The organism is Cryobacterium aureum (assembly GCF_002954245.1).
Lineage (GTDB): Bacteria > Actinomycetota > Actinomycetes > Actinomycetales > Microbacteriaceae > Cryobacterium > Cryobacterium aureum.
This window is the reverse complement of sequence record NZ_PPTG01000029.1, coordinates 200,990-227,376: the sequence shown is the minus strand read 5'-3', so window position 1 is coordinate 227,376 and position 26,387 is coordinate 200,990. Positions and strand designations below refer to the sequence as shown.

Below are 26,387 nucleotides of genomic sequence, written 5' to 3'. Positions count from 1 at the left end.
AAATACTTATGACCGACACACTTTCACCCGCAACGACGGGAGCAACCGGACGTCGAGCGCCGAGCGCCGGCAACCTTCTGCCGATAATTGGCGTCGTGGTGGCCGCGGTGGCCGTGGTCCTGCCAATCCTCGTCGACGACTTCGCCTTCAACTATTTGATGTCCTACACGGTCATCACGTGCATCCTCGCCCTCACAATGCACCTGCTCATGGGGCTCGCGGGCGTCTTCTCACTCGGCCAGGCGGCGATGTTCGGCGCCGGTGCCTACGCGGCGGTAGTGATCATCGGCCAGACCGGTATCGATGGGACTCTCGGCCTCTTCCTCGTTGCCGCTGTGGGCGCCGTGATCGGTATTCTCATGGGCCTCGTAACGCTTCGTACGACCGACCTCTATCTCGCGCTCACGACGCTGGCGTTCGGTTACATCGTTGAGAACCTCGTGCGCAATTCGGACTGGCTGGGCGGTCCGCAGGGCATTACGGGCTTCGACATCACATTCGCGGGCAGCTACCTCGACGAACCGAAACTTCTCTACTGGGTCGGGCTTGGCTTCCTGTACCTGCTCATTGTCATCATCATGAGCGTGAGACGCAGCAAGGTCGGCCGTGCGCTGATGGCGACTAGGGAGAGCCCCATCGCAGCGCGCAGCATCGGCATCGACACGCGCCGCTACAAGCTCCTCGCCTTTGGCGTCGCTGGTGCCTTCGCGGCAGTGGCGGGCGGGCTGTACACCGCCTACGCGCTCGTCGTTGATCCCTCTGTCTTCGGCATCGACCTCACCCTATCGGTGCTCGCGATCGCCATCGTCGGCGGCCTGCGCTCGATGCCGGGCATCATCGTGGTCGCGATCGTCCTGACCTACTTCCGCAACTCGGCCGAGACGTTCGGTGCCTCGCAGTATGTGCTGCTCATCTATGGGCTGCTCATCGTGCTCACGTTGCGGTTCCTGCCGCAGGGGCTGGGCGGTCTACTCACCTCGCCGCGGGTGCTCGCGGCTACACGCTCGATCCGCGCTCGATTCCACGGAGGAACCCAATGACCGTGATTCTCGAGGCTCGTGGCCTTACTCGCAAGTTCGGTGGACTCACCGCCGTCGACAATGCAGACATCACGGTCGATGAGCACGCGCTGCACGGGCTCATCGGCCCCAACGGTGCAGGCAAGACGACTTTCGTCAACATGATCACGGGAGTCGATAGCATCGACGGCGGCACCGTGACGTTCGAAGGCAAAGACGTCACAGGGCTGCGCTCCTTCCACATGGCCTCGCTCGGCATGGCGAGGTCGTTCCAGACCTCGCAGCTCTTTGAGGAAGAGAGCGTGCTGAGCAACGTCATGGCAGGTCGCCATCGTCACATTGACTACGGCTTCCCGCACACGTTCTTCTACACGCCCAAGACGAGCCGCGTCGAACGCGCCAACCGCGAGCGTTGCATGGCCTTGCTCGAACAGCTCAACCTCGCCGACGACGCCAAGCGACTCGTCGCCGAGTTGCCGTACGGACGCCGTCGGCTCGTGGAGATGGCACGTGCCATTGCGAGTGAACCGTCGTTGCTCGTGCTCGACGAGCCGGCCGCCGGACTGCCCGGCTCGGACGTCGAGGCGCTCGGTGAGACGCTCGTCTCGCTCAGCAAGAACGGCTACACCGTCCTCATCATTGAACACAACATTGGCTTGCTCATGAGCATTTGCGACGGACTTACCGTGCTCAGCGAGGGAAGAGTCATCGCCGACGGCGTTCCAAGCGTCGTGCGCGCTGATCCCCAGGTCATCGAGGCCTACATCGGGAGGAGCGACGATGCTTGAGCTAAAGAACGCGCGCATCGGCTACGGCCCCGTCTCCGTCGTGCATGACCTCACCATTTCGGTCGGCGCCAGCGAGGCTGTGTTCCTCGTCGGGCCAAACGGCGCAGGCAAGTCGACGACCCTTCGGGGCATTATCGGTCACAACCCTCTCCTTGGTGGCTCGATCACCTGGGAGGGCAAGGACATCAGCAAGCTCGCCCCACACGAGCGTGCGCGCCTTGGCATCGCGCTGGTGCCAGAGGGCCGACATGTCTTTCCGCAACTGAGCGTGCTTGAGAATCTCGAGGTTGCCGCCCGTGTCGGGCCAAACACCCGCGTGAAGGAGCGGATCGAGAGCATCTTCGACCGCTTTCCCCGACTCGCCGGTCGTCGCAGCCAGCAGGCAGGCCTTCTCAGCGGCGGAGAGCAACAGATGCTCGCCATCGGCCGGGCACTCGTGCAGGAACCCCGCCTGCTTGTCATCGACGAGTTGTCCCTGGGACTCGCGCCAGTGATCTACCAGCAGGTAGGCGAGTCCGTGCGCGACCTCGCTCGAGATGGGCTCAGCGTACTGCTCGTTGAACAGAACGCCGTACTCGCGATGAAGATCTGTTCACGCGGCTACCTGCTCTCGCGAGGGACAGCAGTGCTCGAGGGCACGGTTGAGGAACTCAAGACCAAATCGGAGATGCGGGAGCTCTATCTCGGCGGACTAGGGAAGGGGAACTGACATGGAAACTTTCGTGCAACTCATCGCGGCCGGTCTCGTCACCGGCACCATCTACGCGCTGATCGCAGCGGGTTATGCGGTGCTCTATACCGCGACCGGGTTCGTGAACTTCGCACTCGGCGCGCAGGCCATGATCGGTGGATACCTCACCTACGTGTTCCTTCCGGAGCTTCCGCTGATTGTGCGCGTGCTGCTTGCGATCGTGGTGAGTATCCTCGTCTCGGTCGCATCGTGGGCCTTCTTCTATCGCCAAGTGGCAGAGAAGGACATGCTCTCCGCGGTGATCATGTCATTCGGCTTCTCAATCGTGATGGCCGAATTCGTCCGCATCATCGCTGGCGGCATCCCGCTTCCGGCGGAGAGCCCTTTCGGGTCCGGGGTGCAGCAGATAGGCATCCTCTCAATCTCGAACCACAGCATGGCGGTGCTCGTCGTTGGCATTGTGCTGTTCGCGGCACTCGCGCTCGTATTCCGCAGCCGTGGTGGCATGTCGATCCGGGCCATGTTCCAGGACAAGGAGATGGCCGAGACCCTCGGCATCCCCACCAACCGCGTCGTCATCGGGCTGTTCGCGCTTTCCGGTGTCTTCGCGGCGGCTGCAGGAATTCTCACCGGACCGATCCTCTCAATGAGCCCGCACATGGGTACGAGCCTCGCGCTCATTGCATTCGTCGGGGCGATTCTCGGTGGGCTCGGACGCATCAGCACGGCGATCATCGGTGCGATCATGCTTGGCCTGCTCGAGACGCTCTTCGCGGGATACGTGTCGCAGGACTACCGCACGACTCTCGTATTCGCGGTGTTCATCCTGGTGCTGATTGTGCGCCCGGCTGGCGTCTTCGGATCCAAAACAAAAGTGAAGGTGTAGCACATGACCGAGAAAATCGAGTTCGAGCGCCGCGGCGATGTCGCCGTCATCACGCTCAACCGCCCGCAGCAGCTCAACGCGCTAGACCCGCAGATGCTCGAGGAGCTCGTTCAAGCGCTCGCCGACGTGGCAGCGTCATCAGCGAAAGCGCTCGTACTCACGGGAAGCGGTCGTCTGTTCTCAGCGGGGGTCGACCTCTCGACCCCGTTCTTCATGGAGAACGTCGACGACCCATCGGTGTATTCCGGCAAGCGGCTCCTCGACTCCCAGCACCGGGTGATTCGGGCGATTTTCGACCTTCCCGTGCCGACGCTCGCCGCCATGAACGGCCATGCCATCGGCGGTGGCGGATTCGGACTCGCAATGGCGTGCGATATCCGCTTCGCGGTGCGCGGTGCCCGGATGTGGATGGTGCCCGGCGCCCTCGATGTCGTGCAGGACTTCGGTCTCAGCTGGCTTGTGCAGCGAGTCATCGGTCCCTCGCGTGCCTTCCATATGGCGCTCACTGGTTACCAGGTGCCCACCGAGGAGGCAGCGCAATGGGGGCTCGTGAATGAACTGCATGACGATGCCGCGGCGCTCGCGGCTCGCGTCGACGCGTTCATCGCCCAGATTAACGAAATGGGTGCCGACGCCGTGCGCATGCTCAAGACAGTGCTGAGGCTCGGTGAGACCTCGAACCTCAAGGAACAGCTGGAGGTTGAGGCGATCGCCAACGGCCTCGCTTTCCAGTCCGATGAGTTCAAGGCCCGCAAAGCCCTGTACCTAGAAGCCAAGAACACAAAGGGGAAGTCATGACCATGCGTGCTGCGCGTATCTGGGATGCCGAGGGTGGCCCGAAGCTCATGATCGAAAATAACGTCGCGATCCCGTCTCCGGGTCCCGACGAGGTGCTCATTAGGGTGCGGGCCTGCGGCGTCAATCAAGTCGATTTGCTGACCGTCGCTGGCCTCACGCCGCGTCCCGTCGAGTTTCCGCACATCTCCGGCACCGAGGTCGCCGGAGATGTCATAGTGGTCGGCTCGGAGGTCATGGACTGGAAGCCCGGCGACCGCGTGGTCGTTGACCCGGTGCTTACCTGCGGCAGCTGCGAATACTGCATTACCGGCCGCAACAATCTATGCCTATACGGCGAGATCTTTGGTGTGCTCACCCAGGGTGGCTACGCAGAATACACGACGGTCCCTGCAAAGCAATTGCTGCGCATCCCCGAGAACCTGAGCTACGTCGGAGCAGCGTCACTCGCGGTTACCGGACCGACGGCGTGGCACATGCTGCACCGTCGTGCTGGACTGCGCGCGGGCGAGACGGTGCTCGTAATCGCCGCGGGCGCCGGCATCGGCGTCGTCGCCGTACAGATCGCCAAGCTCGCCGGTGCACGCGTGATCGCCACCGCCGGCGGGCCGGAGAAGGTGCAGAAGGCCCGCGACCTCGGTGCTGACTTCGTCGTCGACCACAACGAACCCGACTGGCCAGCGAGAGTGCGCGAGTACACGGACCGCCGCGGCGTGGACGTCGTGTTCGAGCACGTTGGCAGGGCCACGTGGGATGGCAGCGTGGCGTCCATGGCCCGCAACGGACGCCTCGTCACGTCGGGCGGCCACGCGGGCTTCGACGTGAACATCAACCTGTGGCATCTCTTCATTAAGGAGCTCACCGTGATCGGCTCCTACGCGGGCACTCGACAGGACTTCCTCGACATCATGGGTCTGGCGGGACGGGGACTGATCTCCCCAGTCATCCACGCGACGTTCCCGCTCGAACGCGCGGAGGAAGCGCAGGCCCTGCTGCGCGACCGCGGTGTCTTCGGCAAGCTCCTCCTGGAACCGGCAGGAGCGGCCAAATGAGCGCGACATCGAAGCTCGGAGCGTTTGTCGCGGGACTCGGCCTGGCCGACGTGCCGGAGGACGTCGTAGCGAAGGCGCGTTGCGCGCTCGTACACAACCTCAGCGTCGCCGCAGCCGGCGGGATCCTCGCGCCAGTGGCCGCACAGTGGGCCGCCGCGAGAACCGGCGGAACGGGCGCGCGCGCGCTCATCTCCGGACTCGAGCTGGCACCCGCCGACGCCGCCTTCGCCAACGGATGCCTCGTTCACGCGCGTGCGCAGGACGATGTGTACTTCCCCGGCCTGACTCATGTCGGGGCGACTACGATACCGGCAGTACTCGCGCTCGCCGAGCAGCGTGGCTCGACGCTCGGGGAAGTGCTGCTCGCAATCGTCGCAGGATACGAGGTTGCCTGCGCCGTGAGTACCCCCACGGCTCAGCAGACCACGGGCTTTGGCTTTCGCGCGAGTGGTATCTACGGGGTCTTCGGTTCCGCCGCTGCCTGCGCGAAACTGCTCGCCCTCGACGCGGTGCAGTCGGCGAACGCGATCGCGATCGCCGCGTCCTTCGCCGCCGGCACGAACCAGACCTGGGTCGACAGCTCGCAGGAGTGGCAGTTTGAGGTCGGCCAGGCCGCGCGTTCCGGGCTGGAGGCCGCGTTGCTCGCGGCCGCCGGCGGCGTGGGAGCAGTGGATGCGTTCGAAGGTGCATCGGGTTTCTACGCGGCGTTCGCGCGCGACGCCGATGCCGGGCGCGACCTGGCCACGAAACTGGGCAGGACATGGTTCACGCGGGCCGTGAACTTCAAGCCCTACCCGGTCTGTGCGATCTTGCAGGCTCCCGTCGTCGAGGCGATCAAGCTTCACTCGGAGCTTGCGGGCGCGCCGTTCGTAACGGCGAGCATCCGCTTATCACCCCCCGAGGCGCACTACCCCGGAACCGAGGGAAGCGCTCCTTTCGAGGACCCGGGAGCCGCCCTCATGAGTGCCAGCTACTGTCTCGCGGTTGCGCTTACCGAGGGAACTGTCAGTGCCGACGACCTATTCCGCTCCCACGAGGACGAACTTCGGGACCGCTCGCACCGGATCAAGGTCATCCCTGACGAGTCACTCAGTCGCCAGAGCTTCGTGCTCGACGTCGATTTCGGCGCCGCCGGAACCCGTCGGGTCGAACACGTGGGCGATGGCACGACGTTCAACTGGCAGCGCGCCGAGCTCGAGCAGAACGTGCAGCGGCTCGCCGGCGAGGTGCCAGAAGGCATCGACCTCGACGTTCTCGTTGAGCGCTGCTTCGCTGACTTTGGTACGCCCGCGACCTCGGTCGTCGACGCTGTCATTAACGGGCACTGACGTTCACCATCGATCGCGATCGCGATCGAACCTGAAAGGAATGAGAACAACGATGGCACTTGACATTGTGGGCAACCGCACTCTGCGCGACTTGCTCGATGAGCGAGTGGAGCGAAACGGCGACAAGGCCTTCATCGTCTACGAGAACCGTGACGGTGACGTCAGTGAGCTCTCGTACGCCCAGTTCCAGGCTAGGGTCGACGGGCTCGCCTCTGGGCTTTGGGATCTCGGCATTCGTCCGGGGGACTGTGTCACGGTGTTCCTCGCAAACTGCCCTGAGATCCTCGAGACCTGGTTCGCGCTCGCCACGATCGGTGCGGCGATGGTGCCGTCGAACATTGCTAATACCGTCTCGGAATTGGGCTATGTGCTGGACTTCTCCGATTCGGTGGCGGTCATCACCGAACCGCGATTTCTCGATGTCGTCGGCCCCGCCGCGGACGGCGTGCCTGCGGTGCGCCACCGCATCCTCGTCCGCAGCGCCAAGGCAGTGCCGGGAACCATTAGCCTCGACGAGGTGCGGGCGTCCACGACTGTGCGCCCGGGGATCACTGTCGACTCCGAGTCGGTCGTGCAGATGCTGTTCACGAGCGGAACGACCTCCCGCCCCAAAGCGGTGCTGCTGACGCACGCGAACGCCCTCCACGGCGGCCAGCGTGAATCGACCGGGCTCGCGATGGACTCGACTGATCGCGCTATCACCTCCCTGCCGGTGTTCCACGTGAACGCCCAAGTCATCACCGTTCTGGCTACCCTCTCGGTCGGCGGGACGTGCATCCTCCTCGAGGAGTACCGCGCGACGAAGTTTTGGGATCAGGTGCGCAAACATCGCGCGACCCAGGTGAGTATCGTTGCGATGCAGGCGCGCACACTTCTCGCGCAACCCGAGCGGGAGACCGATTCACAGCATACGGTGCGGCGCACCTTCTACGCCCTCAACATTTCCGTCGAAGAGAAGGATCGTTTCGAGAAGCGCTTCGCGGTCGAGCTCATCAACGCCTATGGGCTTTCCGAGGCCATGACGCTCGTTACGATCGCGCCGGTGTTTGGCCCGAAGCGCTGGCCCTCAATCGGCCTGCCGAGCGCCGGTCGCGTGGTCCGCCTCGTCAGGGAGGACGGCCAAGACGTGGCAGTCGGTGAGCCCGGCGAGATCGTAGTAGCAGGGGTCCCCGGTCGCACGATCATGAAGGGGTACTACAAAAACCCCGAAGCGACCGCGAAGGCCATCAGGGATGGCTGGCTCTACACCGGGGACAGCGCGTTCGCCGATGAGTACGGCTACCTGTACTGGTTCGACCGCCGTGTCGATGTGATCAAGCGTGCCGGAGAGAACATCTCGACGCTCGAGGTCGAGGGCGTGCTCAGTGAACACCCAGCGGTCGCCGAAGCTGCCGTCATTGGCGTTCCCGATCCGATCCGAGACCAGGCGGTCAAGGCGGTCGTTGTCTTCGTGGTCGGTGTCACTGCTTCCGTCGACGAACTTACGGAGTTCTGCGCCAAACGACTGTCGAAATTCAAGGTGCCAACGGAGTACGAGTTTCGTGACGCCCTGCCCAAGACCTCGATTGGCAAAGTTTCGAAGGGCGACCTGCGCTCCGAGCCCGTGTCCGTGTCCGTGTCGGGCAGCTGACCGGCGACACTCGCCACACCAAACCATCACCCACCAGAAGGAGATTCACCTTGGACTTTGCACTCACGGAAGAGCAAGAGGGGCTGCGCTCGGGCTTACACGCTTGGGTTGACAAGAAGCTGCCCAAAAACTTGGCGCGGGACTGGGAGGCGCGCGAGGGTGAGTATCCCTTCGAGCTCTGGGATCTCATGACGGAGCAGGGCCTCCACGCTGTGGGCCTGCCCGAGGAATACGGGGGTGCCGGGGGCGACGTGATGTCGCAGGTCATCATCGGCCGCGAACTCTCGCGCACACTTGGCGGTCTCGTTTGGATTTGGGGTCTTTCTTCCTTCTGCGCTCGTTCGATCGCGCACTCCGCGACCGAGGAGGTTAAGCAGGATCTGCTTCCGAAGCTCGCCGAGGGCGAGATTCGGATCGCTATCGCAGTGACTGAGCCTTCGGGTGGCACCGACCTGCTCGGCTCCATGAAAACGAAGGCCGTGAAGGTTGACGGCGGCTGGAGCATCACGGGGCAGAAGATATGGTCGACGGCGGCGCATGTCTCGGACTATCTACTGCTGCTCGCGCTCACCGACCCGGAAGCCGAGAAGCCCAGTCGCGGAGTCACCTTGTTCCTCGTTCCGAACCCCGCGAAGGGGCTTGAGATCCGCCAGATTCCCAAACTCGGCATGAAGTCCGTAGGCTCATGCGAGATTTTCCTTGACGAAGTGTTCGTCGAGGACAAGTACGTCGTTGGCGAGGTCAACGGCGGATGGCGGCACATCCTCGAGAGCCTCAACAACGAGCGCATCATCGTCAGTTCCTTGTGTCTGGGCGTGCTCGATGGCGTGCTCGAGGATGCCGTGGACTACATGAAGGTGCGCGAGGCGTTCGGCAAACCGATCGGTGCCTTCCAGGCCCTACAGCACTACATCGCCGATATAGCGATGTGGCAGAAGCAGGCGGAGTTGATGACCTACGACGCCGCCTGGCGCCAGCAGAACGGGCTCCCGTGCGGAGTGGAGGCTACGATGGCGAAAGTCATCGCGTCGGACTATGCGACGAAGGCTGCGGACCTTGGCATCCAGATCCTCGGGGGTATGGGCTACGCGCTCGAGACGAACATGCAGCGCTACTGGCGTGACGTGCGGCTGTACCGTATCGGACCCATCACCAATGAGATGGGTCGAAACATCATCGCGGAGTCGTTCGGGCTCCCCCGATCCTTCTGATTGCGCTACGTGGGCGCGCCATGGGACTCGCTGGACCTTCTCGATATTGTCGCCCGGAACGCGGCCGATCCGACCCGGGTCGCTCTGTCACTCGGCAGCGATGAGCTGACCTACACAGAGCTCGTCGGCCGCGCCGCCGCGCTCGCACGTGCGCTCGGGGTGCGTTGCGGCCTGCAGCCCGGTGACCGTGTCGCGATCCTGTGCCGCAATCGGCTCGAGTACTTTGAGGTCGAGTTGGGTGTCACGCACGCGGGTGGCATCCTCGTCGCGATGAGTTGGCGCTACTCGACGGAAGAGAGCGTCTCGGTGCTGCGGCGAAGCGGGGCCCGCATCGCGATCGTTGACGCCGAGTTCGCAGGAGCACTCGACGACGCGCGGAAGGCCGGGGAGCTCCCGGCCCTCGAGGTGCTGGTCGGTTTTGAGCCCGGAGCTTCGGCAGATCTCGACTACGACGAACTCGTAGCAGCCCCCCTGCTGGCGGGCGGGGCGATCCGTCTCGCCGGGCGTGCGCTCGAAGATGCTCACGAGATTATCTTCACCTCGGGCACCACGGGCGTGCCGAAGGGCGCGGTCTGGACCAATGGCGGGGTGATCTGGAACGCGCTCCAACAAATCGTTGACTTCGGTATCGATTGGGACAGCGTGACGTTCGTCTCGTTCGACCTGAACTACATCGGCGGTCGCCACCAGTTCGTCTGGGGGATCCTCCACCGCGGTGGAACCGTGCATATCAAGGAGTCTGGTGGATTTGATGCCGGGCACGTGCTGGCCGCCATCGAACGGAACCAGGTCAGTCACATCCTGCTGGTGCCGACGATGCTGCACGACCTGCTTGCGACTCCGCAGCTCGCGACGACCGACATGTCGTCGCTGCGGACGATCATGACCGGCGGGGCCGCTGTCTCGAGGGAACTGCTCGCCGCGGCGAGGGCGGCGCTGCCGGGGGTGCACGTAATGCAGGTCTACGGTCTTACCGAGGGCGGAGGGACCGTCAGCTACGCTCCCGAGTCATTGCCGGATGCCAAGGCTGGGTCGGCGGGTCGTGCCTCGACGCACGCCAGTATTCGCATCGTCGACGAGGCCGGCATCGTGCTCGGTCCGGACGCGATTGGCGAGGTCCAGCTGCAGGCGCCGACCGTATGTGCGGGATATTGGGAGGATCCGAACGCCACAGCCGAACTCTTCGACGTGGGCTGGTTGCGCACCGGTGACCTCGGCCTGCTCGATGCCGAGGGCTACCTTTTCATTACGGGGCGGAAGAAGGATCTGATCATTTCGGGCGGCATGAACATTTTCCCGATCGAGATCGAGGCGGTGCTCGAACGGCATCCGCACGTGCGCGCGGCGGCTGTGTTCGGACTGCCCCACGAGCGCTGGGGTGAGTCGGTATGCGCCGCCGTCGAATTGGAGTCAGGATACAGCGTGAGTGCCGACGAGCTGACTTCACTGTGCCGCGCGAGCCTCGCGAGCTATAAGAAGCCGACTCGCATCGAGTTCCTTGTTGCCCTTCCTCGTACCTCCTCTGGCAAGATCAGCAAGCGGGACCTTCCCACGATGTTTGCCCCGGGGATGCCTGGATGAGCATGCTCGCGTGGACCTTCCGTGAGTTTGGCGAGCCTTCGGCCGTGCTCGAACTCGCGGAGGTGCCCGTACCACGCCCCCGCCCGGGCCAGGTGCTCGTGCGTGTGGCGGCCGCAGCGGTCAACTTCTCGGACGGCCTGTTGGTGAAGGGTAACTATCAGGTTCGGCCACCGCTGCCCGCTATCGCTGGACTCGAACTTGCCGGGTGCGTGGCCGTGGCAGATCCCGGCGGCGGTGGACCGGTGCAGGGAGCTCTTGTGGCGGGGATGGTGACCGGAATGGCCGGGGCATTCGCCGGCTTTGCCGTGCTCGACCGGTCGGACGCCCAGACGGTGCCGGCGTCGTTCGATGCCATCCAGGCGGCATCCTTCACTGTGTCGTACCAGACGGCATGGTTCACCCTGCACCGCCGATGCGGCCTGCAACCGGGCGAGACAGTGCTTGTGCACGCCGCCTCGGGGGGCGTTGGATCGGCCAGTGTGCAACTCGCAAAAGCGCACGGCGCGACCGTGATTGGGCTCGTCGGCAGCGCAGCAAAGCGCGCGGCAGCCCTCGGGCTCGGTTGCGATCACGTGCTGGTGCGGGGCGAGCACGACCTGGTTGCGGTCATCAAAGAACTCACCGCGGGCCGTGGCGTCGACGTCATCGTAGACCCGGTCGGTGGCACGGCCCACGAGATCTCGGAACGCGTCATCGGCTTCGAGGGACGCATAGCGATCGTCGGCTTCGCAAGCGGCGTCTTTCCGGTTGTGCGCGCCGAGCGTGCCCTGGTCAAGAACTACTCCATCATCGGGGTGCATTTCGGTCTGTACCGCACCAAACGGCCCGACCTCGTCGAGCGCGGCTACCGCGAGCTGTGCGACACCGTCGAACGATTCGGTATCGAGCCGCTCGTCTCCGACGTGCGGCCGTTCCGCGATGCACCAGCGGCGCTCGCGGAAGTTGCGGCCGGGACGTCGATCGGTCGCATCGTGCTGGAGATGCCCGAGGATGCGGCGGATTTGGTCAGCTGACCTCGGCGCGCAGGCCGGAGCGTCCGTTCACCCCTGCAAGACGCCCGCCGTCCACGGCGAGCACGGCTCCGGTCATGAACGATGCGTCCGGACCGGCAACTTCTTTTCGACGATCGCAAGCCGGGGTTTTCAGACCAGTGACGGGCGATCCGGGTCGAGGTCCTCCAGATCGGCAACGGTTTCGGCCAGCGCACCACGCAGATGAATCCCGGACAGGCCACCCCAGCCACGAGACCAAGAGAGTCGCTGGACGGTTTCCCATACGGAAAGATCGGGCGAAGTCGCCAAAACGTCGAAAATTTCACGGGACCTGGTCTCGTGACGTGCGCGAAGCACCTGTGATCGTGCCGCGAGTCCGCGAGTCCGCGAAAACGGTATTCGTGTCCTGGACACATTTCGAAAGCATCCCAGGGAAGCATGATTTCCAGCGACGCGGAGTAGTCCGCGAGGGTGTTGCGGATGCCGCTGAGCGTCCCGAGACCCATATTGGGTTAAATTCGTGGGAGAACGTGGTCGCCGGTGAAGATGAGGTCACTGTCGAGGTCAACGATGCGGAGGTGCCCGACCGTATGCCCGGGAGTCTCCAGAACACGCAAAATGCGGCCCGGCAGCGGAAGCAGATCGTTGTGAGCCAACAACATGGTCGGACGTGCGAACTGGGCGGCCGAGCTCAGCTCAGCCTCGCTGGTCAGAAGCGATGCAATGTCATCGTCTGGCACTCCGCAACGCTTCAACCAGGTGCGCTCACGCCAACAAGAAGACCCAGGCAAACCGATTCGATTGACCTGCGTCTTCTTGTTGGCGGTCTAACCCGTCAAGCGAGCCCCGCCTCGAGACCAGGAGAGTCGCTGGGCGTGCTCGGTGTGGCCAGCACTCACTGTGCAGGGCCATCAGCATAAGTGCGAGCCGAAACGATGCAATTGCAAGTTTTGGCAATCCACGCTTGCTCGCCAGGGTGCCCGTTACCTCAATCAGTGCGCACATCACGCAGACCGGGATGATGATATTTACTTGTGGGTGAACCGGGGATCCCGCTTCTCAATAAACGAAGCCATGCCCTCTTTCTGGTCCTGGGTGGCAAAGAGGGAGTGAAACAGCCGTCGTTCGAAATGCACGCCTTCCGTCAGGGTCGTTTCGAAGGCCGCATTGACACATTCTTTGGCGAGCATGGCCACGGGCAATGACCGGCTGGCGATCGTGGACGCGGTGGCGAACGCTTCCTCGAGCAGTTGGTCGGCCGGGATAACCCTAGCCACGAGGCCGGATTGTTCGGCTTCTGCGGCGTCCATCGTGCGTCCGGTAAGGATCATTTCCATGGCTTTTGCCTTGCCGAGGGCGCGCGACAGCCGCTGGGAGCCCCCGATTCCGGGTATGACTCCGAGTTTGATTTCGGGTTGGCCGAATTTGGCCGTGTCGGCTGCGAGGATGAAATCGCAGAGCATGGCCAGTTCGCAGCCTCCGCCGAGGGCGTAGCCGGCAACCGCGGCGATCAGCGGTGTGCGCACCCGGGCGAGCTCGCTCCATCTGGCGAACCAGTCGGCGGCATACATGTCTAGGTAGCTCTGGCCCGCCATCTCCTTGATGTCGGCGCCGGCCGCGAAAGCCCGGGCCGAACCGGTGATGATGATCGCACCGACGCTGGGGTCGCGATCGAGTTCGCGTGCGGCGTCGACGACCTCGTTCATCATTGCCTCGTTCAGGGCATTGAGAGCTTCCGGACGGTTAAGGGTGATGAGGGCGACGCGTCCACGACGTTCCAGCAGGATGGTGTCGCTCATGCGTTGGTCTGCGCCGTCGAATTGTCGCGAATTGTGTTGATGATTCCGGAAAAATCTACTCCGGAACCGTTTTCGTCGGCGAAGCGGCGGTAGATTTGTGCGGCGATGGGGCCGAGTTCGGCGGCGACGCCGGTGGATTTGAGCGCATCTAGGGCTAGGCCGAGGTCTTTGGCCATCAGTGCTCCGGCGAAGCCGGGCTGGTAGTCCCGATTGGCGGGGCTGGTGGGTACCGGGCCGGGTACGGGGCAGTTGGTGGTGAGTGCCCAGCATTGACCGGATGCCGTCGATGCGACGTCGAATAGGGCCTGGTGGGTGAGGCCTAGTTTTTCACCGAGCACGAATGCTTCACTGACGGCGATCATCGAGATGCCGAGGATCATGTTGTTGCAGATCTTGGCGGCTTGTCCGGCGCTGGGGGCTCCGCAGTGCACGATGCGCGCACCCATCGTGGTCAGGATCGGTTCGGCCAGCGTGAAGTCTTCCGGGACTGCGCCGACCATGAAGGCGAGGGTGCCGGCGGTCGCCCCGATGACTCCGCCGGAGACGGGCGCGTCTATGTTCCGGTGTCCGGCGGCAACGGCGAGGTCGTGTGCACGCTTGGCGTCGTCGACGGCGATGGTCGACGAGTCGATGAAGAGGGTGTGGGGCTTCGCGATGGACAGCAGGCCGGGGGTTTTTGCGTTGCCCGAGTAGGCGTCGATGACGTGGCGCCCGGTGGGGAACATGGTGATGACAACGTCGGCGCTGGCGACAGCCTCTGCCGCTGTTGCGGCCACGGTTAAGCCGCTCGTTCGCGCCGCGTCTATGGCGGTGGGGCTGAGGTCGAATCCGGTGACGGTGTAGCCCGCCTTGCCGAGGTTGAGGGCCATCGGGCCGCCCATGTGTCCGAGACCGAGGAAAGCTATTGAGGTGTTCATCGTCATCCTTTTCTTTTAGCGCCTGCGCTGGCGCCCAAATGGCTATGTCAGAAAGCTGACGTGCCTGTTACACGATCAGAAAGTGTGAATTGTGGCTCGCCGGGTTCGAGCGGGGCAAAATAGGAATCGACCTGCGCCGGGGTCACGCCGTCGAGGGTCGGGGGTGACCAGTGTGGCTGGCGGTCCTTGTCGACTATTTGGGCGCGTACTCCCTCGGCGAAGTCAGGCGCGCGGTGGGCGTGCACTGACACTCGATATTCCTGTTCGAGGGCGGCTTCGAGGTTGGGTAGTTGTCTGGCGCTGCGCAGCGACGCCAGCGTGACGGCCAGTGCCGTGGGTGATTTTGTGCTCAGCGCCTCCGCGGCGGCGTTCGCTTCGGCGGTGGACAAGGCGCGCACATGGTCGATTATGGCCGGGACGCTCTCGCCCGAAAAAGCTTGGTCAATCCAGGATTGTTGCGCTTGTAGTGTCGAGGCGGGCGGGGCCTGGGTCAGCGCCGCGATCGCTGGGTCGGCATCCGTCGTCGCTAGCCCCGCTAGCAGTGCCGGGATCTGGTCGGAGGCGATATAGGAGTCGGCCAGCCCTAGTGCGATCGCGTCTCCCGCGCGCGCAGTACCGGCGGTGAGTGCGAGGAATGTTCCTAGCTCACCGGGCGCGTGGGAGAGTAGCCAGGTTCCGCCAACGTCTGGCACGAAGCCGATTCCGGTTTCGGGCATCCCTAGCTTGGAGTGTTCGGTGACGACCCGGTGGGAGCCGTGAGCGGAGAGGCCGATTCCGCCACCGAGCACGAGTCCATCCATGATCGCAACGAAGGGCTTTGAATAGTTGGCGATGCTGGCATTGAGGTGGTATTCGTCCCGGAAGAACTCGGCCGCTGCCGATCCGTCGCCGGTGGTGGCATCGCGGTAGAGCGAGAGGATGTCGCCCCCCGCGCACAGGCCGCGTTCTCCGCTTCCGGTCAGTAGCACGGTGCCAAGCGTGGGGTCGTCGGCCCACTCGTCGAGCACTTTCTGGATGGCGTTGACCATGCCGTGGGTGAGGGCATTGATCGATCTGGGGCGGTTCAGGGTGATGTGTCCGACTTGGCCGTTGCGGGTGAAGAGAACTTCGGGCTCTGCTGGGGCCGATGGGGTCATGCCGCGTCGTCCACGAGGGCGCGACCGACGATGAGGCGCATGATCTCGTTTGTCCCCTCGAGAATTTGGTGTACTCGAAGGTCACGCACGACTTTCTCGATGCCGTAGTCGGCCAGGTAGCCGTAGCCGCCGTGCAGTTGGAGCGCGGCGTTGGCGGCGGTGAAGCTGGCATCCGTTGCAAATCGTTTGGCCATCGCGCAGAGCGACACAACGTTGGGAGCATTCGTGTCGAGAGCCCAGGCCGCGCGTCGAAGCAGCCCTCTCGCGGCCTGCAGCTCGGTTTCCATGTCGGCGAGGGTGAACAGCAGGGACTGTAGTTCGACGAGGAGTTTGCCGAAGGCCTTGCGTTCCTTGAGATAGTGCACGGCCTGGTCGAGGGCCCATTGGGCGCCGCCGAGGGAGCAGGCGCCCATGTTTATTCTGCCGCCGTTGAGGCCCTTCATGGCGATGTGAAAGCCGGTTCCTTCGTCGCCGAGTCGGTTGTTGACCGGAATGCGTACGTTGTCGAATATCACCTGGCGGGTGGGCTGGGCATTCCAGCCCATTTTCTTTTCATTCGCGCCATAGGAGAGCCCGGCGGTGCCGGCCGGTACGACAATCGCGCTGATCCCCTGTGGTCCGGCGCCGCCGGTACGCGCCATGACGACATAGACGCTGGAGGAACCGGCGCCGGAGATGAATTGCTTCACGCCGTTGATGACGTAGTCGTCTCCGTCGCGCACGGCGGATGTGGTGAGCGCTGCCGCGTCTGATCCGGCGTCGGGTTCGGTCAGGCAGTAGCTGCCGAGTTGTTCCATTGATGCCAGCGGTGGAACCCACCGGTGGCGTTGTTCATCGTTGCCGAAGGTGTCGATCATCCAGACCACCATGTTGTGGATCGAGATGTAAGCCGCGATCGTCGTGTCGCCCTTGGCCAGTTCCTCGAAAATCAATACGGCATCACTGCGGGTCAGGCCGGATCCGCCGACGTCCTCCTTGGCATAAATTCCGCCGAGGCCCAGCTCGCCGGCCTCCCGCAGCACATCGACCGGAAAATGCTTATTCTGGTCCCATTCGATTGCGTGCGGCGCCAGCGCGGAGCTGGCAAAATCCCGAACGGCGTCGACCAGTGACTCTTGTTCCTCCGTGAGTGCGTACATGGTCAGTGCATCTGGGGCATGACGAAGCTGGAGCCTTCTTTAATGCCGGACGGCCAGCGCGACGTTACCGTTTTGGTCTTCGTGTAGAACTTGAACGAATCGGTACCGAACTGGTTGAGGTCACCGAATCCTGACTTTTTCCACCCGCCGAAGCTGTGATAGGCGATGGGAACCGGAATGGGAACGTTCACTCCGACCATGCCGGTATTCACCCGTGCGGCGAAGTCGCGGGCGGTGTCGCCGTCCCGGGTGAAGATCGACACGCCGTTGCCGTACATGTGTTCCGACGGAAGACGAAGGGCCGCTTCGTAGTCCTCCGCGCGAGTGATGATGAGCACGGGGCCGAAGATTTCTTCCAGATAGATCGTCATCGACGGCGTGACGTGATCGAACAGAGTCGGCCCGAGGTAGAAACCATTCTCGTAGCCGTCCACGACATGGCCGCGGCCGTCTACGAGCAATTCGGCGCCTTCATCGATTCCGATCTGAATGTAGTCGGAGACTTTCTCGACGGCGGCCTGCGAGACGAGCGGGCCGTAGTCCGATTTCGGATCGAAGGACGGTCCGACGTTGAGTTTTTTGACCCGCTCGACCAGTTTCGCCACCAGGGCATCGGCCGTGGCCGCTCCGACGGGCACCGCGACAGAAATGGCCATGCACCGTTCTCCCGCTGCACCATATCCGGCGCCGATGAGGGCATCGGCAACCTGATCAAGGTCTGCGTCGGGCATGATGATCATATGGTTCTTCGCACCGCCGAAGCACTGGGCACGTTTGCCTTGGGCGGCGGCCGTCTCATAAATGTACTGGGCGATGGGGGTCGAACCCACGAAGCCGATTGCCTTGACCCGATCGTCGGTCAGTAGCGTGTCGACGGCTTCCTTGTCGCCGTTGACCACGTTGAACACACCGGCGGGCATTCCGGCCTCGATGAACAGTTCGCCGAGGGCCAGGGGAACGGAAGGGTCACGCTCCGACGGCTTGAGAATGAAAGCGTTGCCGGCTGCGAGGGCGGGGCCAGCCTTCCACAGTGGAATCATCGCGGGAAAGTTGAACGGGGTAATTCCAGCGACGACACCGAGCGGCTGACGCATCGAGTACACGTCGATTCCAGTTCCAGCTCCGGTCGTGTAGTCGCCCTTCAGCAGATGCGGAGCACCCGCAGCAAATTCGACTACCTCGACCCCGCGTTGAATGTCACCCTTGGCATCCTCGAACGTTTTTCCGTGCTCAGATGAGAGGAGAAGGGCGAGAGAATCCATGTCGCGCTCAACCAGCGCGAGGAAGCGCAGGAGCACTCGGGCGCGGCGCTGGGGGTTCCAGGACGCCCACTCGACCTGCGCAATTTCGGCATTGGCGATAACCGCTTCGACTTCGGCCTTGGACGCCAGCGGGACCCGAGCCTGCACCGCTCCCGTGCTGGGGTCGAAGACCTCGCTGAAACGGCCAGAGGTGCCCTCGATGTGTTGTCCCCCGACGAAGTGGGTCAATTCCCGAACCAGCGTCAATTCCTGAACCATCGAATTTCCTGCTTTCTCGTCACCGCCATGGTGACTGCCTCAAAATCAATGTACTAGGAAGTACAAGTATTTACTAGGGAGAGCAAGTAATTTTTTTATCGGGTGACGGACCCGGTCAGGGCGGCGATCGAGCGGAGAAAGAGGGGCCTGGCCGCGATCCAGGCGGCGGCCATGACGATGAGTGAGGCTGCGAAGATCCAGAACCCGACCCAGCTTTCGTTGTCGCTTCCGCCATACATGTGATTCAGGTTGCGCAACAAGCCGGTGGTCAGCACCAAGATCACGTGCACGATGATGAAGAACACGAAGTAGAGCATGACGGGAAAGTGGATGGCCCGCGCAAGTTCCACCGGATAGGCCCTGTTGATTCTGGTGGCGTTTTTCGGCCACGCCCCCGACATTCGCAGGCCGGTAATGATGGCTAGCGGCGCGGCAATAAACACCGTAATGAAGTAGGTGAGCAGCTGCAGACCGTTGTAGTTGGTCCACCCGTTTTCGGTGGGCCAGTTCAGCGACGCATATTGCAGACCGGCCGAGAGCGCGTTGGGAAACACGTCCCAACTCTGCGGAACCAGGCGCAGCCACTGACCGGTCGTGAAAATCAGGATATAGAAGATGATTCCATTGAGTACCCAGAGCGCGTCCAGACTCAGGTGAAACCAGAGAGTCAAACTGATTTTAGACGGGCGGTTCTTGGTTTTGAGCAGACCGGTGTTGTTGCGCGTCCAGTGCGCAGTGGGCCGCGCCTCCGTGCGTACCTGCCACCCGGTGCGGATGATCAACAAGATAAAGAACGAGTTCAGAAAGTGCTGCCAGGCCAGCCAGGCCGGAAAGCCGACGGGCGCCCCAGGGCGCAGTTCTGACTCACCGGGATACCTGTCGAGGAACGCCCGAACCCCGTCAAGTGTGCGCAGCCCCTGGGCGGCCAGAACCACCGCCGCCAGCAGCACCAGGACTGCAGGAACGATCCAGACCAGCTTGAACCACTTACTCGTGCGCATTGCTTACTCCCCACATCTTGCGCGTCCTACTTCTTGCTGCGGGATTCGATAGCTTCAATGAGCTGCGGGACAACCGTGAAAACGTCGCCGACGATGCCGAAGTCTGCGATATCGAAAATAGGTGCGTCCGCGTCCTTGTTAATGGCCACGATCGTCTTCGCGGTCTGCATTCCCGCACGGTGTTGAATCGCGCCCGATATCCCCAGCGCCACATAGAGCTGCGGCGAGACGGTAACGCCGGTCTGGCCCACCTGAGAGGCTTGCGAGACGAAGCCGGCATCGACCGCCGCGCGCGACGCCCCGACAGCAGCGCCGAGCGCATCCGCCAACCGCTCGACGAGGGCGAACTTCTCCTGCGAGCCCAGCCCTCGACCCCCCGAGACGACTGTGCTCGCACCGCGAAGCGGCGGTCTGGCCGACACGACGACATTGTCAATGACCTCATCGATCACGGCGGAACGACCCGTGTCACTCTCCAGCGACACTGTCGTGACGACGGGCACGGCGGCATCCGCTTGCCCCTCGATCGCTCCCTGGCGAACGGTGACAATCGCCCGGCCGCCCTGCACCGTGGACTCAACCGTGTAGGCGCCGCCGAACACCGAGTGGGTCGCGACGATGCTCGGGCCTTCAGAGCGCAGGTCGACGGCATCGATCACGAGGCCAGCATCAATTCGCGCCGCCAAGCGAGCGGCAACGTCACGCCCTTCAACCGAATTCACCGTCAGAATGGCGCCAGGATTGAAGGTCGACATGGCCAAAGCCAACGCGTCTACCTGCGGCGTGACCAGAAACGTGCCCACCTGCTCGCTTTGGGCAAGATACACCTGAGCGGCACCGAGTTGTCCGAGCTTCTCTACCAGGGCACTCCCCGCTCCCGGCACAGTGACCACGACGGCAACGGGAGTGCCGAGCTTGGCGGCGGCAGCGAGCAACGAGGGAGTCGAGTCCGCAAGGTCGCCGTGGTGAGAAACTTCGATGAGCGCAAGAATGTTCGACATTGACGATTCCTTTCTTAGATCAGGTGGCCGGCAACAAGGAAGTCCGCGAGCTCAACGCCGGCGTTTCCCTCATCGACGATTTTCTTACCCGAAGCGCGGGCAGGACGCTTGGTTGTCTGCAGTACCACGGAGCGCCCCACGCCGGCGAAGGTGACGGCCGGGTCAATGCCCAGGTCTTCGAGCGATAGGACCGTGAACGGCTTCTTCTTAGCCGACATGATTCCCTTAAATTTCGGAAAGCGCGCCTCGGGCAAGCGCTCCGTTATCGAGATGACCGCGGGCAGTGCGGCGTGCACGCGGAGCTTTCCCTGCCCGGTGCCACGCTCCCCGGCCACCTCGTCATCCGAGATCTGTACCGATTCGAGGTACGTGATAGGCGGAACCCCTAATCGTTCGGCGACCATCGCCGGAACCACCCCACCCCCGCCATCCGTCGACTCGTTGCCAGCGATGACCAGATCGAAACCAGTTGCCGTCAGCGCCGCAGCGAGCACGGTAGATGTCCACCCGACGTCTGCGCCCCGCAGGGCGCTGTCAAGAACATGAACGGCAGAGTCGGCTCCCATCGCCAGCCCCTTACGCAGGCCCACCGTCACCGCCGCTGACCCCATCGACAACACGACGACTTCGGCGTCCTTGTGGGCGTCCTTGTAGCTCAGTGCCACCTCGAGCGCGCGTTCGTCAATTTCGTCGATGACGGCGTCACTGCCGGAACGATCGACCAATCCCGTTGCTGGATCCAAAATGCGCTCACCATAGGTATCCGGGACCTGCTTCACGAGAACAACGATCTTCACTAGTTCACTCCCTGCTATTGCGTTCCAGATGGCGAGATGCATCGATGAGCGGATGCGCCTTCTAGAGAAATATACTAGGAAGATCAAGTATTTACTAGGACTTAGTTACATCTTTCTGTGCGCTAGAGCGGATTGGGCTGCACTGGAGGGTCGACGAAATCGCCGGAGTTGCGCCGGAAGCGCGCCAGGATGTGGATGAGCTGAGTCATGTCGTCTGGCACGAGGCCGGGCCGGACGAACACCTCTTCGTTAAGGCTGGCCGATGCTTGAGCGACCAGCTCGCGTCCGGCATCTTCTAGAACGACCAGGGTTGCACGACCATCTGTTGGATGTGCCGCGCGCCTGACCAGCCCATCACGTTCCAGCCGGTCTACGGTGTTGGTGACGCTCGTTGGGTGGACCTGCAGTCGCACACTCGCACTCGTCATCGGGAGAGCTCCGTCCTTGGTGAAACTGAGCAGCGTGAGCATCTCGTACCGCGCGAAAGACAGTCGGAAGGACTTCAGCGTGGCCTCGACCCGCGCCAGCATGAGCTGCTGCACCCGCATGATGGATGTGACTGCCGCCATGCCGTCGGCGGCATCGCCCCACCCGTGCTCGGCCCACTGGCGACGAGCTTCCGCAATGGGATCTATGGTCAGCGGTGTTGAATTAGCCACCATGTACATCCTTCGGTTAATTCCTTCCACGGTACACGGATACATCACCCCGTCTGGTGCATCGGCGGCAGCGTTCACTACCTGGTGGATTAACACAAGTGTCGACGGCAGCGCTTATGTCGACTAGCGTCCTAGACAATTTTGTTCACGCTGGATTTCAGGAGCAAAATGATGGCCAGAGCCGCCACGCAAAACGTCGACACGCTCGACATTGAGCAGCGCCTGGAGGCCGCCGAAGATCGACTCGCTCTCCTTGATCTCGAAGGGGAATACGGCTTCCTCTATGACAGCCGACAGTCTGGACCGTGGTCAGAGTTGTTTACGGAGGACGGGATCTATCAGGGGCGTCAGCTCGTGGGAATGGCAGCGCAGAATCTGGTGGAGGGTCGCAGTAACCTGGCTGACTTTTGCGAGAATGAGCCGCTCAGCGGCATGCACTTTCTGCACGTTCCGCATTTCACTCTGGCCGGGGACACTGCCGTCGGGCGAGTCCACTTCAAGTTCGAGGGTTCTGGGACGAATGAGTATGGTCGCAGCCAAGCCCGCTCCGTGTCGGGCTACTACGACACCGCATATGTGCGCACGCCGGCGGGCTGGCGGATCCGTCGGCGCATCACGACCTATCTCGAGTCGAGCCAAACCACAACTTATCCGTATGAACCGACTCCCGCTGACCTGTATCAGAGGCCCGAACATAAGGCGTCGAACGCGCCCTACCAGGACAAACGCGGCTGAGCACACGTACGGTCAGGGTTCAAATCAGGACCTACCTCGCTGGATCCGATGCCGACAACGCGAGCAACAACGTATCGGCGATGCACACCGGCTTGGAGACATTCTCGGCCTCAAGAATGTACCGCACCGCGACCAGTGACCCTGCAGGATGATCAGTGATGCTCGTGAAAGACACTTTCGCGCGCACCAGCGACCCGGTCGACAGCGGCGCGGGAAAACGTACCTTGTCTAATCCGTAGTTGAGCGTTGCCGACTCGAACTCGAGTCGAAAAACCTCGCTCGCGAAGCGGGCGATAAGCGACAGCGTGAGGTAACCGTGCACGATCGTACCTCCGAATGGCCCCAAGGCGGCTCTGACGGGGTCGACGTGGATCCATTCGTAGTCGCCGGTCAGGTCGGCGAACGCGTCTACCTTTTGTTGCGTGACGCGAAATGGAGGGCTGAACCCAACGATTTTTCCGATTTCATTGCGCACTTCTTCAACGCTTCTGAACACGCGAGGAGGACTCTCAGGTTGTGGATCCCCCCGGGGGGTGCCCTCGGGTGCCTGGCCAGGCGCAAACACGTTTCTGAGCGTTTCCTCGTGCACGCGGTGGTCCCTCCAGGTGGTTGTCTTCCGATGTCACCCTCGAGGCTATGACAAAACCCCATGAGTTACACCCGAAGTTGCGGCGGTGTTGCCGGCGGCGATCGGGAAACCACGGCTGACTGTGGCACATCGTGCAGGCAACCCCCGTTGAGGCGACGGATGCTGGTGCCCATCCACAACGGATTGCTCGCGATCACGCCCGCTTCGTTAATATCGTCTCGTGCATATGTTCTTCAGAACCCTCCTCCACGCCCTGCTGTCGAAGTTCGGCCCGAGGCTCGGTCACTTCGATGTCGCGCGCACCAACTTCGTGACCCTGCCCACCGACCAGGATATTTTGCGGCACATGAACAACGGCGTCTACCTGTCGATCATGGACGTAGCCCGCTTCGACATGCTGCACCGCACCGGCGTCTGGGCCATCTTCAAACAGCGCGGCTGGTACCCGGTCGTGGTCTCCGAGACCATCAGCTTTCGCAAGTCGCTCACGGTCGGACAGAAGTTCACGGTGGAGTCTCGCATCCTCGGTTTCGACGAGAAGGCCGTCTACGTCGAGCAGCGTTTCGTGCGACCGGATGCCGACGGCGTGCTCGAGATCTACGCTCACGGCTATATCCGTGGTCGCTTTCTCAAGCGCACCGGCGGAATCGTCACGATTGACGAGCTGCTCGAGGCGATCGGCGTAGCCCCCGCTGACGTGACGGTGCCCGAATGGCTGCTCGAGTGGGCGCGCGCAGCGGCAGCGCCGCCCACGCGCGCCCCGGCCCCGAGCGTCTGGAGCTAGCGCTCTCACTCCACGGATCGCGAGAGCGGGAAATTTGCTGCTTCAGCACCCGTGAAGCAGCGAATTTCCCGCTCTCGCGGCCCAGTCAGGCTGTGCGCACCGGAACGATCAGGTCTTTGTAGAACTGGGCGTGCGCTGGGTAGTAGTGATTCCACTCGGGCAGGGGCAGGCCGGCGCGGGAGGCGACCAAGCGATCAAGGTAGTAGTCCCAGCCGGGGCCGACCGTGGCGGCCTCGCTCGCCGAGCGCAGGCGCTGCCCAAAGGTCAGATTGGTCATGCCGTCGCCCTCGACCAGGTGGAACAGCGCACGCCAGGAATCTTCACCCTCGCCGAAGTCGCCGTTGAAGCGGTGCGGAGCCTGGCACTCGCGAATACACACGTACTCCCACTTGGCGTCGGGCTCCGCCGTCATCTTGAATTTGACTGCGCCGGTCGCCGGCGACCCGGAATACGTGCCGATCCACTTCTCGAGTTCGGCTGGGCGGGTCAGGCTCGCCCACACCTGCTCGATGGGCGCGTTGAACAGCCGATTAAGCATGAGATACAGGCCGTCCTCGCGCTGTACGAGGCGTCCGGTGGGCTTGGCTGACATGGGGACCTCCACTGTGAGTGACATGCGCTAATAACCTCAGGTTAGGCCACATTGAGAGGGTCGGCTACACGCTAGGCCCCTTCGAGCACGGCCATCGCGGCGTTATGGCCGCCGAGCCCACTGACCCCGCCGCCGCGCCTGGCTCCGGCTCCGCAAATGAGGATGCGCGGATGCTCGGTGGCGACTCCCCAACGCTCGGCGGACGTGCCCTGCGGCGCGTCATCCTCCAGAAACGGCCAGGATAGCCCGCCGTGAAAAATATTGCCGCCGGGCAGATTCAGTGCGTGCTCGAGGTCAAGCGTGGTCTTGGTTTCGAGGCAGGGGCGACCGGCAGCATCCGTCATCAAGAGCGGCTCGATGGGCTCGGCGAGCACCGAATTGAGCGAGCGCAACACGGCGGCCTGCAGCTGCGCCCGCATCTGGTCGTTGTTCGCTTCGGCGATCGCCCGATTCGGCGTGTGCAGGGCGAATACGGTGAGGGTGTGCGCACCGGTCTGGGCCAATTCCGGCGAGAGGATGCTCGGATCGGTCAGGGAATGGCAGTAGATCTCGCACGGCACCGGCTCGGGAATCTCGCCCGACACCGCCTGAACATACGCGGTCTGCAGTTGCTCGTAGCTCTCGTTGATGTGAAACGTGCCGCCGAATGCGGCTTCGGGCGACACGCTCGCATCTTTCAAGCGTGGCAGGCGCCTAAGCAGCAGGTTGACCTTCACCTGGGCGCCCTCGGGCTTCACTTCTGCAGCGGATGCCCCGCCTCCAGTACCCAGCAACCCCCGCAGTACCCACGGTGCAACGTTAGCCAGCAGCACGCCGCCGTTCGCCGTCTCCAGGCGCCCGTTCTGACGGTATTCCACGGCGCCGTCGGGGGTGACCGACGTGACGTCGGCACCGACTTCGAGCCGCGCACCGGCCTCGCGTGCCGCGCGTTCGAGTGCCCCGGTCACGGCGCCCATGCCGCCGATCGGCACGTCCCAGTCCCCGGTTTCGTTGCCGATCACGTGATATAGAAAGCAGCGGTTGGCGTCGAGGGTGAAGTCATCGAGGCTCGTGAAGGTGCCGATGAGGCCGTCGGTTGCCACAACGCCGCGCACGAGGTCGTTCGTGAACCGGTCGGTGATCGTGTCGCCGAGTGGCTGCTCGATCAGCGCGGTCCAGAGTGCGTCGTCGCCGACCAGCCGCTTAGCCTCCGAGCGGGTGAGCAGGGGTTCGCAGACCGTGGGAAATACGGCGCGCGCCAGCCGGGCGGTGTCGTCGTAGAAGGAATTCCAAGCCTCGAAATCGGCCGCGGCGCCGAGGCGTTCGAACGATGCCCTGGTCGCCTCGGGGTCGCCCTGGTCTACGAGCAGCCCTCCAGCGTGCCCCGGGGTGTACGACGAGTACCGACGTCTGGCCAGCTCGATATCGAGGCCCAACTCGCGGATGATTCTGGTCGGCAGCAGGCTCACCAGATAGGAGTAGCGCGAGAGGCGCGCGCCTGAGCCGGGGAAGGCATCCGCTGAAATGGCGGCGCCGCCCACCTGCTTCTCCCGCTCGAGCGCGAGCACACTGCGGCCAGCCTGGGCCAGGTAGGTGGCGGCGACGAGGCCGTTGTGGCCTCCGCCGATGATCACGACGTTGTGTCTGAATTCGCTCATGAGCAGAGCCTAGCCAGTGCGCCGCGCCCATCGAATGACCGGCCGAACCTATCAGTCACCTGGTATTCACCCGTGAGTCACCTGCAACCCGTACACAGAAGGGCATCC

General features: G+C 63.1%; 26 protein-coding genes. 13 read left to right on the top strand and 13 right to left on the bottom strand.

Going from position 1 to position 26,387, the window contains the following annotated elements; genetic code table 11:
- Positions 1-8: 8 nt before the first annotated feature.
- The 11 genes from CJ028_RS12250 to CJ028_RS12200 are packed head-to-tail and all read left to right on the top strand — an operon-like array spanning position 9 to position 11,994.
- Entirely contained in the window at positions 9-1,040 is a 1,032-nt protein-coding gene (locus tag CJ028_RS12250; protein ID WP_105035510.1) for a branched-chain amino acid ABC transporter permease, read from the top strand.
- Positions 1,037-1,807 (top strand): ABC transporter ATP-binding protein, encoded by a 771-nt coding sequence (locus tag CJ028_RS12245; RefSeq protein ID WP_105035662.1) that lies wholly within the window; start codon positions 1,037-1,039, stop codon positions 1,805-1,807. The genes CJ028_RS12250 and CJ028_RS12245 overlap by 4 nt, the downstream gene beginning before the upstream one ends.
- On the top strand, positions 1,800-2,516 hold the full coding sequence (locus tag CJ028_RS12240) for an ABC transporter ATP-binding protein (RefSeq protein WP_105035509.1): 717 nt from the start codon (positions 1,800-1,802) through the stop codon (positions 2,514-2,516). Before CJ028_RS12245 ends, CJ028_RS12240 begins: the two co-directional genes overlap by 8 nt.
- 1 nt (position 2,517) lies before the next feature.
- Entirely contained in the window at positions 2,518-3,384 is an 867-nt protein-coding gene (locus tag CJ028_RS12235; RefSeq protein WP_105035508.1) for a branched-chain amino acid ABC transporter permease, read from the top strand.
- Between the two features lie 3 nt (positions 3,385-3,387).
- The gene (locus CJ028_RS12230) at positions 3,388-4,182 is read left to right on the top strand and encodes an enoyl-CoA hydratase/isomerase family protein (protein ID WP_105035507.1); all 795 of its coding nucleotides are present in this window, start codon (positions 3,388-3,390) and stop codon (positions 4,180-4,182) included.
- On the top strand, positions 4,179-5,231 hold the full coding sequence (locus CJ028_RS12225) for a zinc-binding dehydrogenase (protein ID WP_105035506.1): 1,053 nt from the start codon (positions 4,179-4,181) through the stop codon (positions 5,229-5,231). Before CJ028_RS12230 ends, CJ028_RS12225 begins: the two co-directional genes overlap by 4 nt.
- The gene (locus CJ028_RS12220; protein ID WP_105035505.1) at positions 5,228-6,559 is read left to right on the top strand and encodes an MmgE/PrpD family protein; all 1,332 of its coding nucleotides are present in this window, start codon (positions 5,228-5,230) and stop codon (positions 6,557-6,559) included. The genes CJ028_RS12225 and CJ028_RS12220 overlap by 4 nt, the downstream gene beginning before the upstream one ends.
- Before the next feature lie 52 nt (positions 6,560-6,611).
- Positions 6,612-8,189 carry an AMP-binding protein gene (locus tag CJ028_RS12215; protein WP_105035504.1) on the top strand — a complete coding sequence of 526 codons (1,578 nt, stop codon included), beginning with the start codon at positions 6,612-6,614 and terminating at the stop codon, positions 8,187-8,189.
- Positions 8,190-8,239: 50 nt separating this feature from the next.
- The gene (locus tag CJ028_RS12210) at positions 8,240-9,400 is read left to right on the top strand and encodes an acyl-CoA dehydrogenase family protein (protein ID WP_105035503.1); all 1,161 of its coding nucleotides are present in this window, start codon (positions 8,240-8,242) and stop codon (positions 9,398-9,400) included.
- A gap of 9 nt (positions 9,401-9,409) precedes the next feature.
- Complete coding sequence (locus CJ028_RS12205; protein WP_129590477.1) at positions 9,410-10,981, top strand: class I adenylate-forming enzyme family protein; 1,572 nt, start codon at positions 9,410-9,412, stop codon at positions 10,979-10,981.
- The gene (locus tag CJ028_RS12200) at positions 10,978-11,994 is read left to right on the top strand and encodes an NADPH:quinone oxidoreductase family protein (RefSeq protein ID WP_205684025.1); all 1,017 of its coding nucleotides are present in this window, start codon (positions 10,978-10,980) and stop codon (positions 11,992-11,994) included. Before CJ028_RS12205 ends, CJ028_RS12200 begins: the two co-directional genes overlap by 4 nt.
- Before the next feature lie 491 nt (positions 11,995-12,485).
- Here the strand turns inward: CJ028_RS12200 and CJ028_RS12195 are convergent, their stop codons facing one another.
- The 10 genes from CJ028_RS12195 to CJ028_RS12150 all read right to left on the bottom strand — a co-directional run bounded on the left by CJ028_RS12195 (position 12,486) and on the right by CJ028_RS12150 (position 21,945).
- The gene (locus tag CJ028_RS12195; protein ID WP_105035500.1) at positions 12,486-12,713 is read right to left on the bottom strand and encodes an MBL fold metallo-hydrolase; all 228 of its coding nucleotides are present in this window, start codon (positions 12,711-12,713) and stop codon (positions 12,486-12,488) included.
- A 288-nt stretch (positions 12,714-13,001) separates the two neighbouring features.
- Positions 13,002-13,772, bottom strand: coding sequence for an enoyl-CoA hydratase (locus CJ028_RS12190; protein ID WP_105035499.1), 771 nt, complete (start codon positions 13,770-13,772; stop codon positions 13,002-13,004).
- Positions 13,769-14,695, bottom strand: a complete 927-nt coding sequence (mmsB, locus tag CJ028_RS12185; RefSeq protein ID WP_205684023.1) for a 3-hydroxyisobutyrate dehydrogenase — start codon at positions 14,693-14,695, stop codon at positions 13,769-13,771. The genes CJ028_RS12190 and mmsB overlap by 4 nt, the downstream gene beginning before the upstream one ends.
- Before the next feature lie 41 nt (positions 14,696-14,736).
- The gene (locus CJ028_RS12180) at positions 14,737-15,825 is read right to left on the bottom strand and encodes an enoyl-CoA hydratase/isomerase family protein (protein WP_105035498.1); all 1,089 of its coding nucleotides are present in this window, start codon (positions 15,823-15,825) and stop codon (positions 14,737-14,739) included.
- Positions 15,822-16,964, bottom strand: a complete 1,143-nt coding sequence (locus tag CJ028_RS12175) for an acyl-CoA dehydrogenase family protein (RefSeq protein WP_105035497.1) — start codon at positions 16,962-16,964, stop codon at positions 15,822-15,824. The genes CJ028_RS12180 and CJ028_RS12175 overlap by 4 nt, the downstream gene beginning before the upstream one ends.
- A gap of 2 nt (positions 16,965-16,966) precedes the next feature.
- Positions 16,967-18,466 (bottom strand): CoA-acylating methylmalonate-semialdehyde dehydrogenase, encoded by a 1,500-nt coding sequence (locus CJ028_RS12170; RefSeq protein WP_105035660.1) that lies wholly within the window; start codon positions 18,464-18,466, stop codon positions 16,967-16,969.
- A gap of 113 nt (positions 18,467-18,579) precedes the next feature.
- Positions 18,580-19,485, bottom strand: a complete 906-nt coding sequence (locus CJ028_RS12165; RefSeq protein ID WP_105035496.1) for a cytochrome b/b6 domain-containing protein — start codon at positions 19,483-19,485, stop codon at positions 18,580-18,582.
- A gap of 26 nt (positions 19,486-19,511) precedes the next feature.
- Entirely contained in the window at positions 19,512-20,486 is a 975-nt protein-coding gene (locus CJ028_RS12160) for an electron transfer flavoprotein subunit alpha/FixB family protein (RefSeq protein WP_105035495.1), read from the bottom strand.
- Between the two features lie 14 nt (positions 20,487-20,500).
- Complete coding sequence (locus CJ028_RS12155) at positions 20,501-21,283, bottom strand: electron transfer flavoprotein subunit beta/FixA family protein (protein WP_105035494.1); 783 nt, start codon at positions 21,281-21,283, stop codon at positions 20,501-20,503.
- 122 nt (positions 21,284-21,405) lie between these two features.
- Positions 21,406-21,945: a MarR family winged helix-turn-helix transcriptional regulator gene (locus CJ028_RS12150; protein ID WP_205684019.1), complete on the bottom strand. Its 540-nt coding sequence runs from the start codon at positions 21,943-21,945 to the stop codon at positions 21,406-21,408.
- Between the two features lie 165 nt (positions 21,946-22,110).
- Here CJ028_RS12150 and CJ028_RS12145 point away from each other — a divergent pair, with 165 nt between their 5' ends.
- A complete protein-coding gene (locus CJ028_RS12145; protein ID WP_105035492.1) occupies positions 22,111-22,677 on the top strand; it encodes a nuclear transport factor 2 family protein in 567 nt (188 codons plus the stop codon).
- Positions 22,678-22,708: 31 nt separating this feature from the next.
- Here the strand turns inward: CJ028_RS12145 and CJ028_RS12140 are convergent, their stop codons facing one another.
- Complete coding sequence (locus CJ028_RS12140; RefSeq protein WP_105035491.1) at positions 22,709-23,173, bottom strand: MaoC family dehydratase; 465 nt, start codon at positions 23,171-23,173, stop codon at positions 22,709-22,711.
- A gap of 319 nt (positions 23,174-23,492) precedes the next feature.
- On the opposite strand from CJ028_RS12140, the gene CJ028_RS12135 reads away from it, so the two are divergent.
- Positions 23,493-24,050 carry an acyl-CoA thioesterase gene (locus CJ028_RS12135; protein WP_105035490.1) on the top strand — a complete coding sequence of 186 codons (558 nt, stop codon included), beginning with the start codon at positions 23,493-23,495 and terminating at the stop codon, positions 24,048-24,050.
- Between the two features lie 85 nt (positions 24,051-24,135).
- Here CJ028_RS12135 and CJ028_RS12130 read toward each other — a convergent pair whose 3' ends face one another.
- Both CJ028_RS12130 and CJ028_RS12125 read right to left on the bottom strand, forming a co-directional pair.
- Positions 24,136-24,666, bottom strand: coding sequence for an SRPBCC domain-containing protein (locus CJ028_RS12130; RefSeq protein ID WP_205684011.1), 531 nt, complete (start codon positions 24,664-24,666; stop codon positions 24,136-24,138).
- Between the two features lie 47 nt (positions 24,667-24,713).
- Positions 24,714-26,279: a phytoene desaturase family protein gene (locus CJ028_RS12125; RefSeq protein ID WP_105035488.1), complete on the bottom strand. Its 1,566-nt coding sequence runs from the start codon at positions 26,277-26,279 to the stop codon at positions 24,714-24,716.
- Positions 26,280-26,387 lie beyond the last annotated feature (108 nt).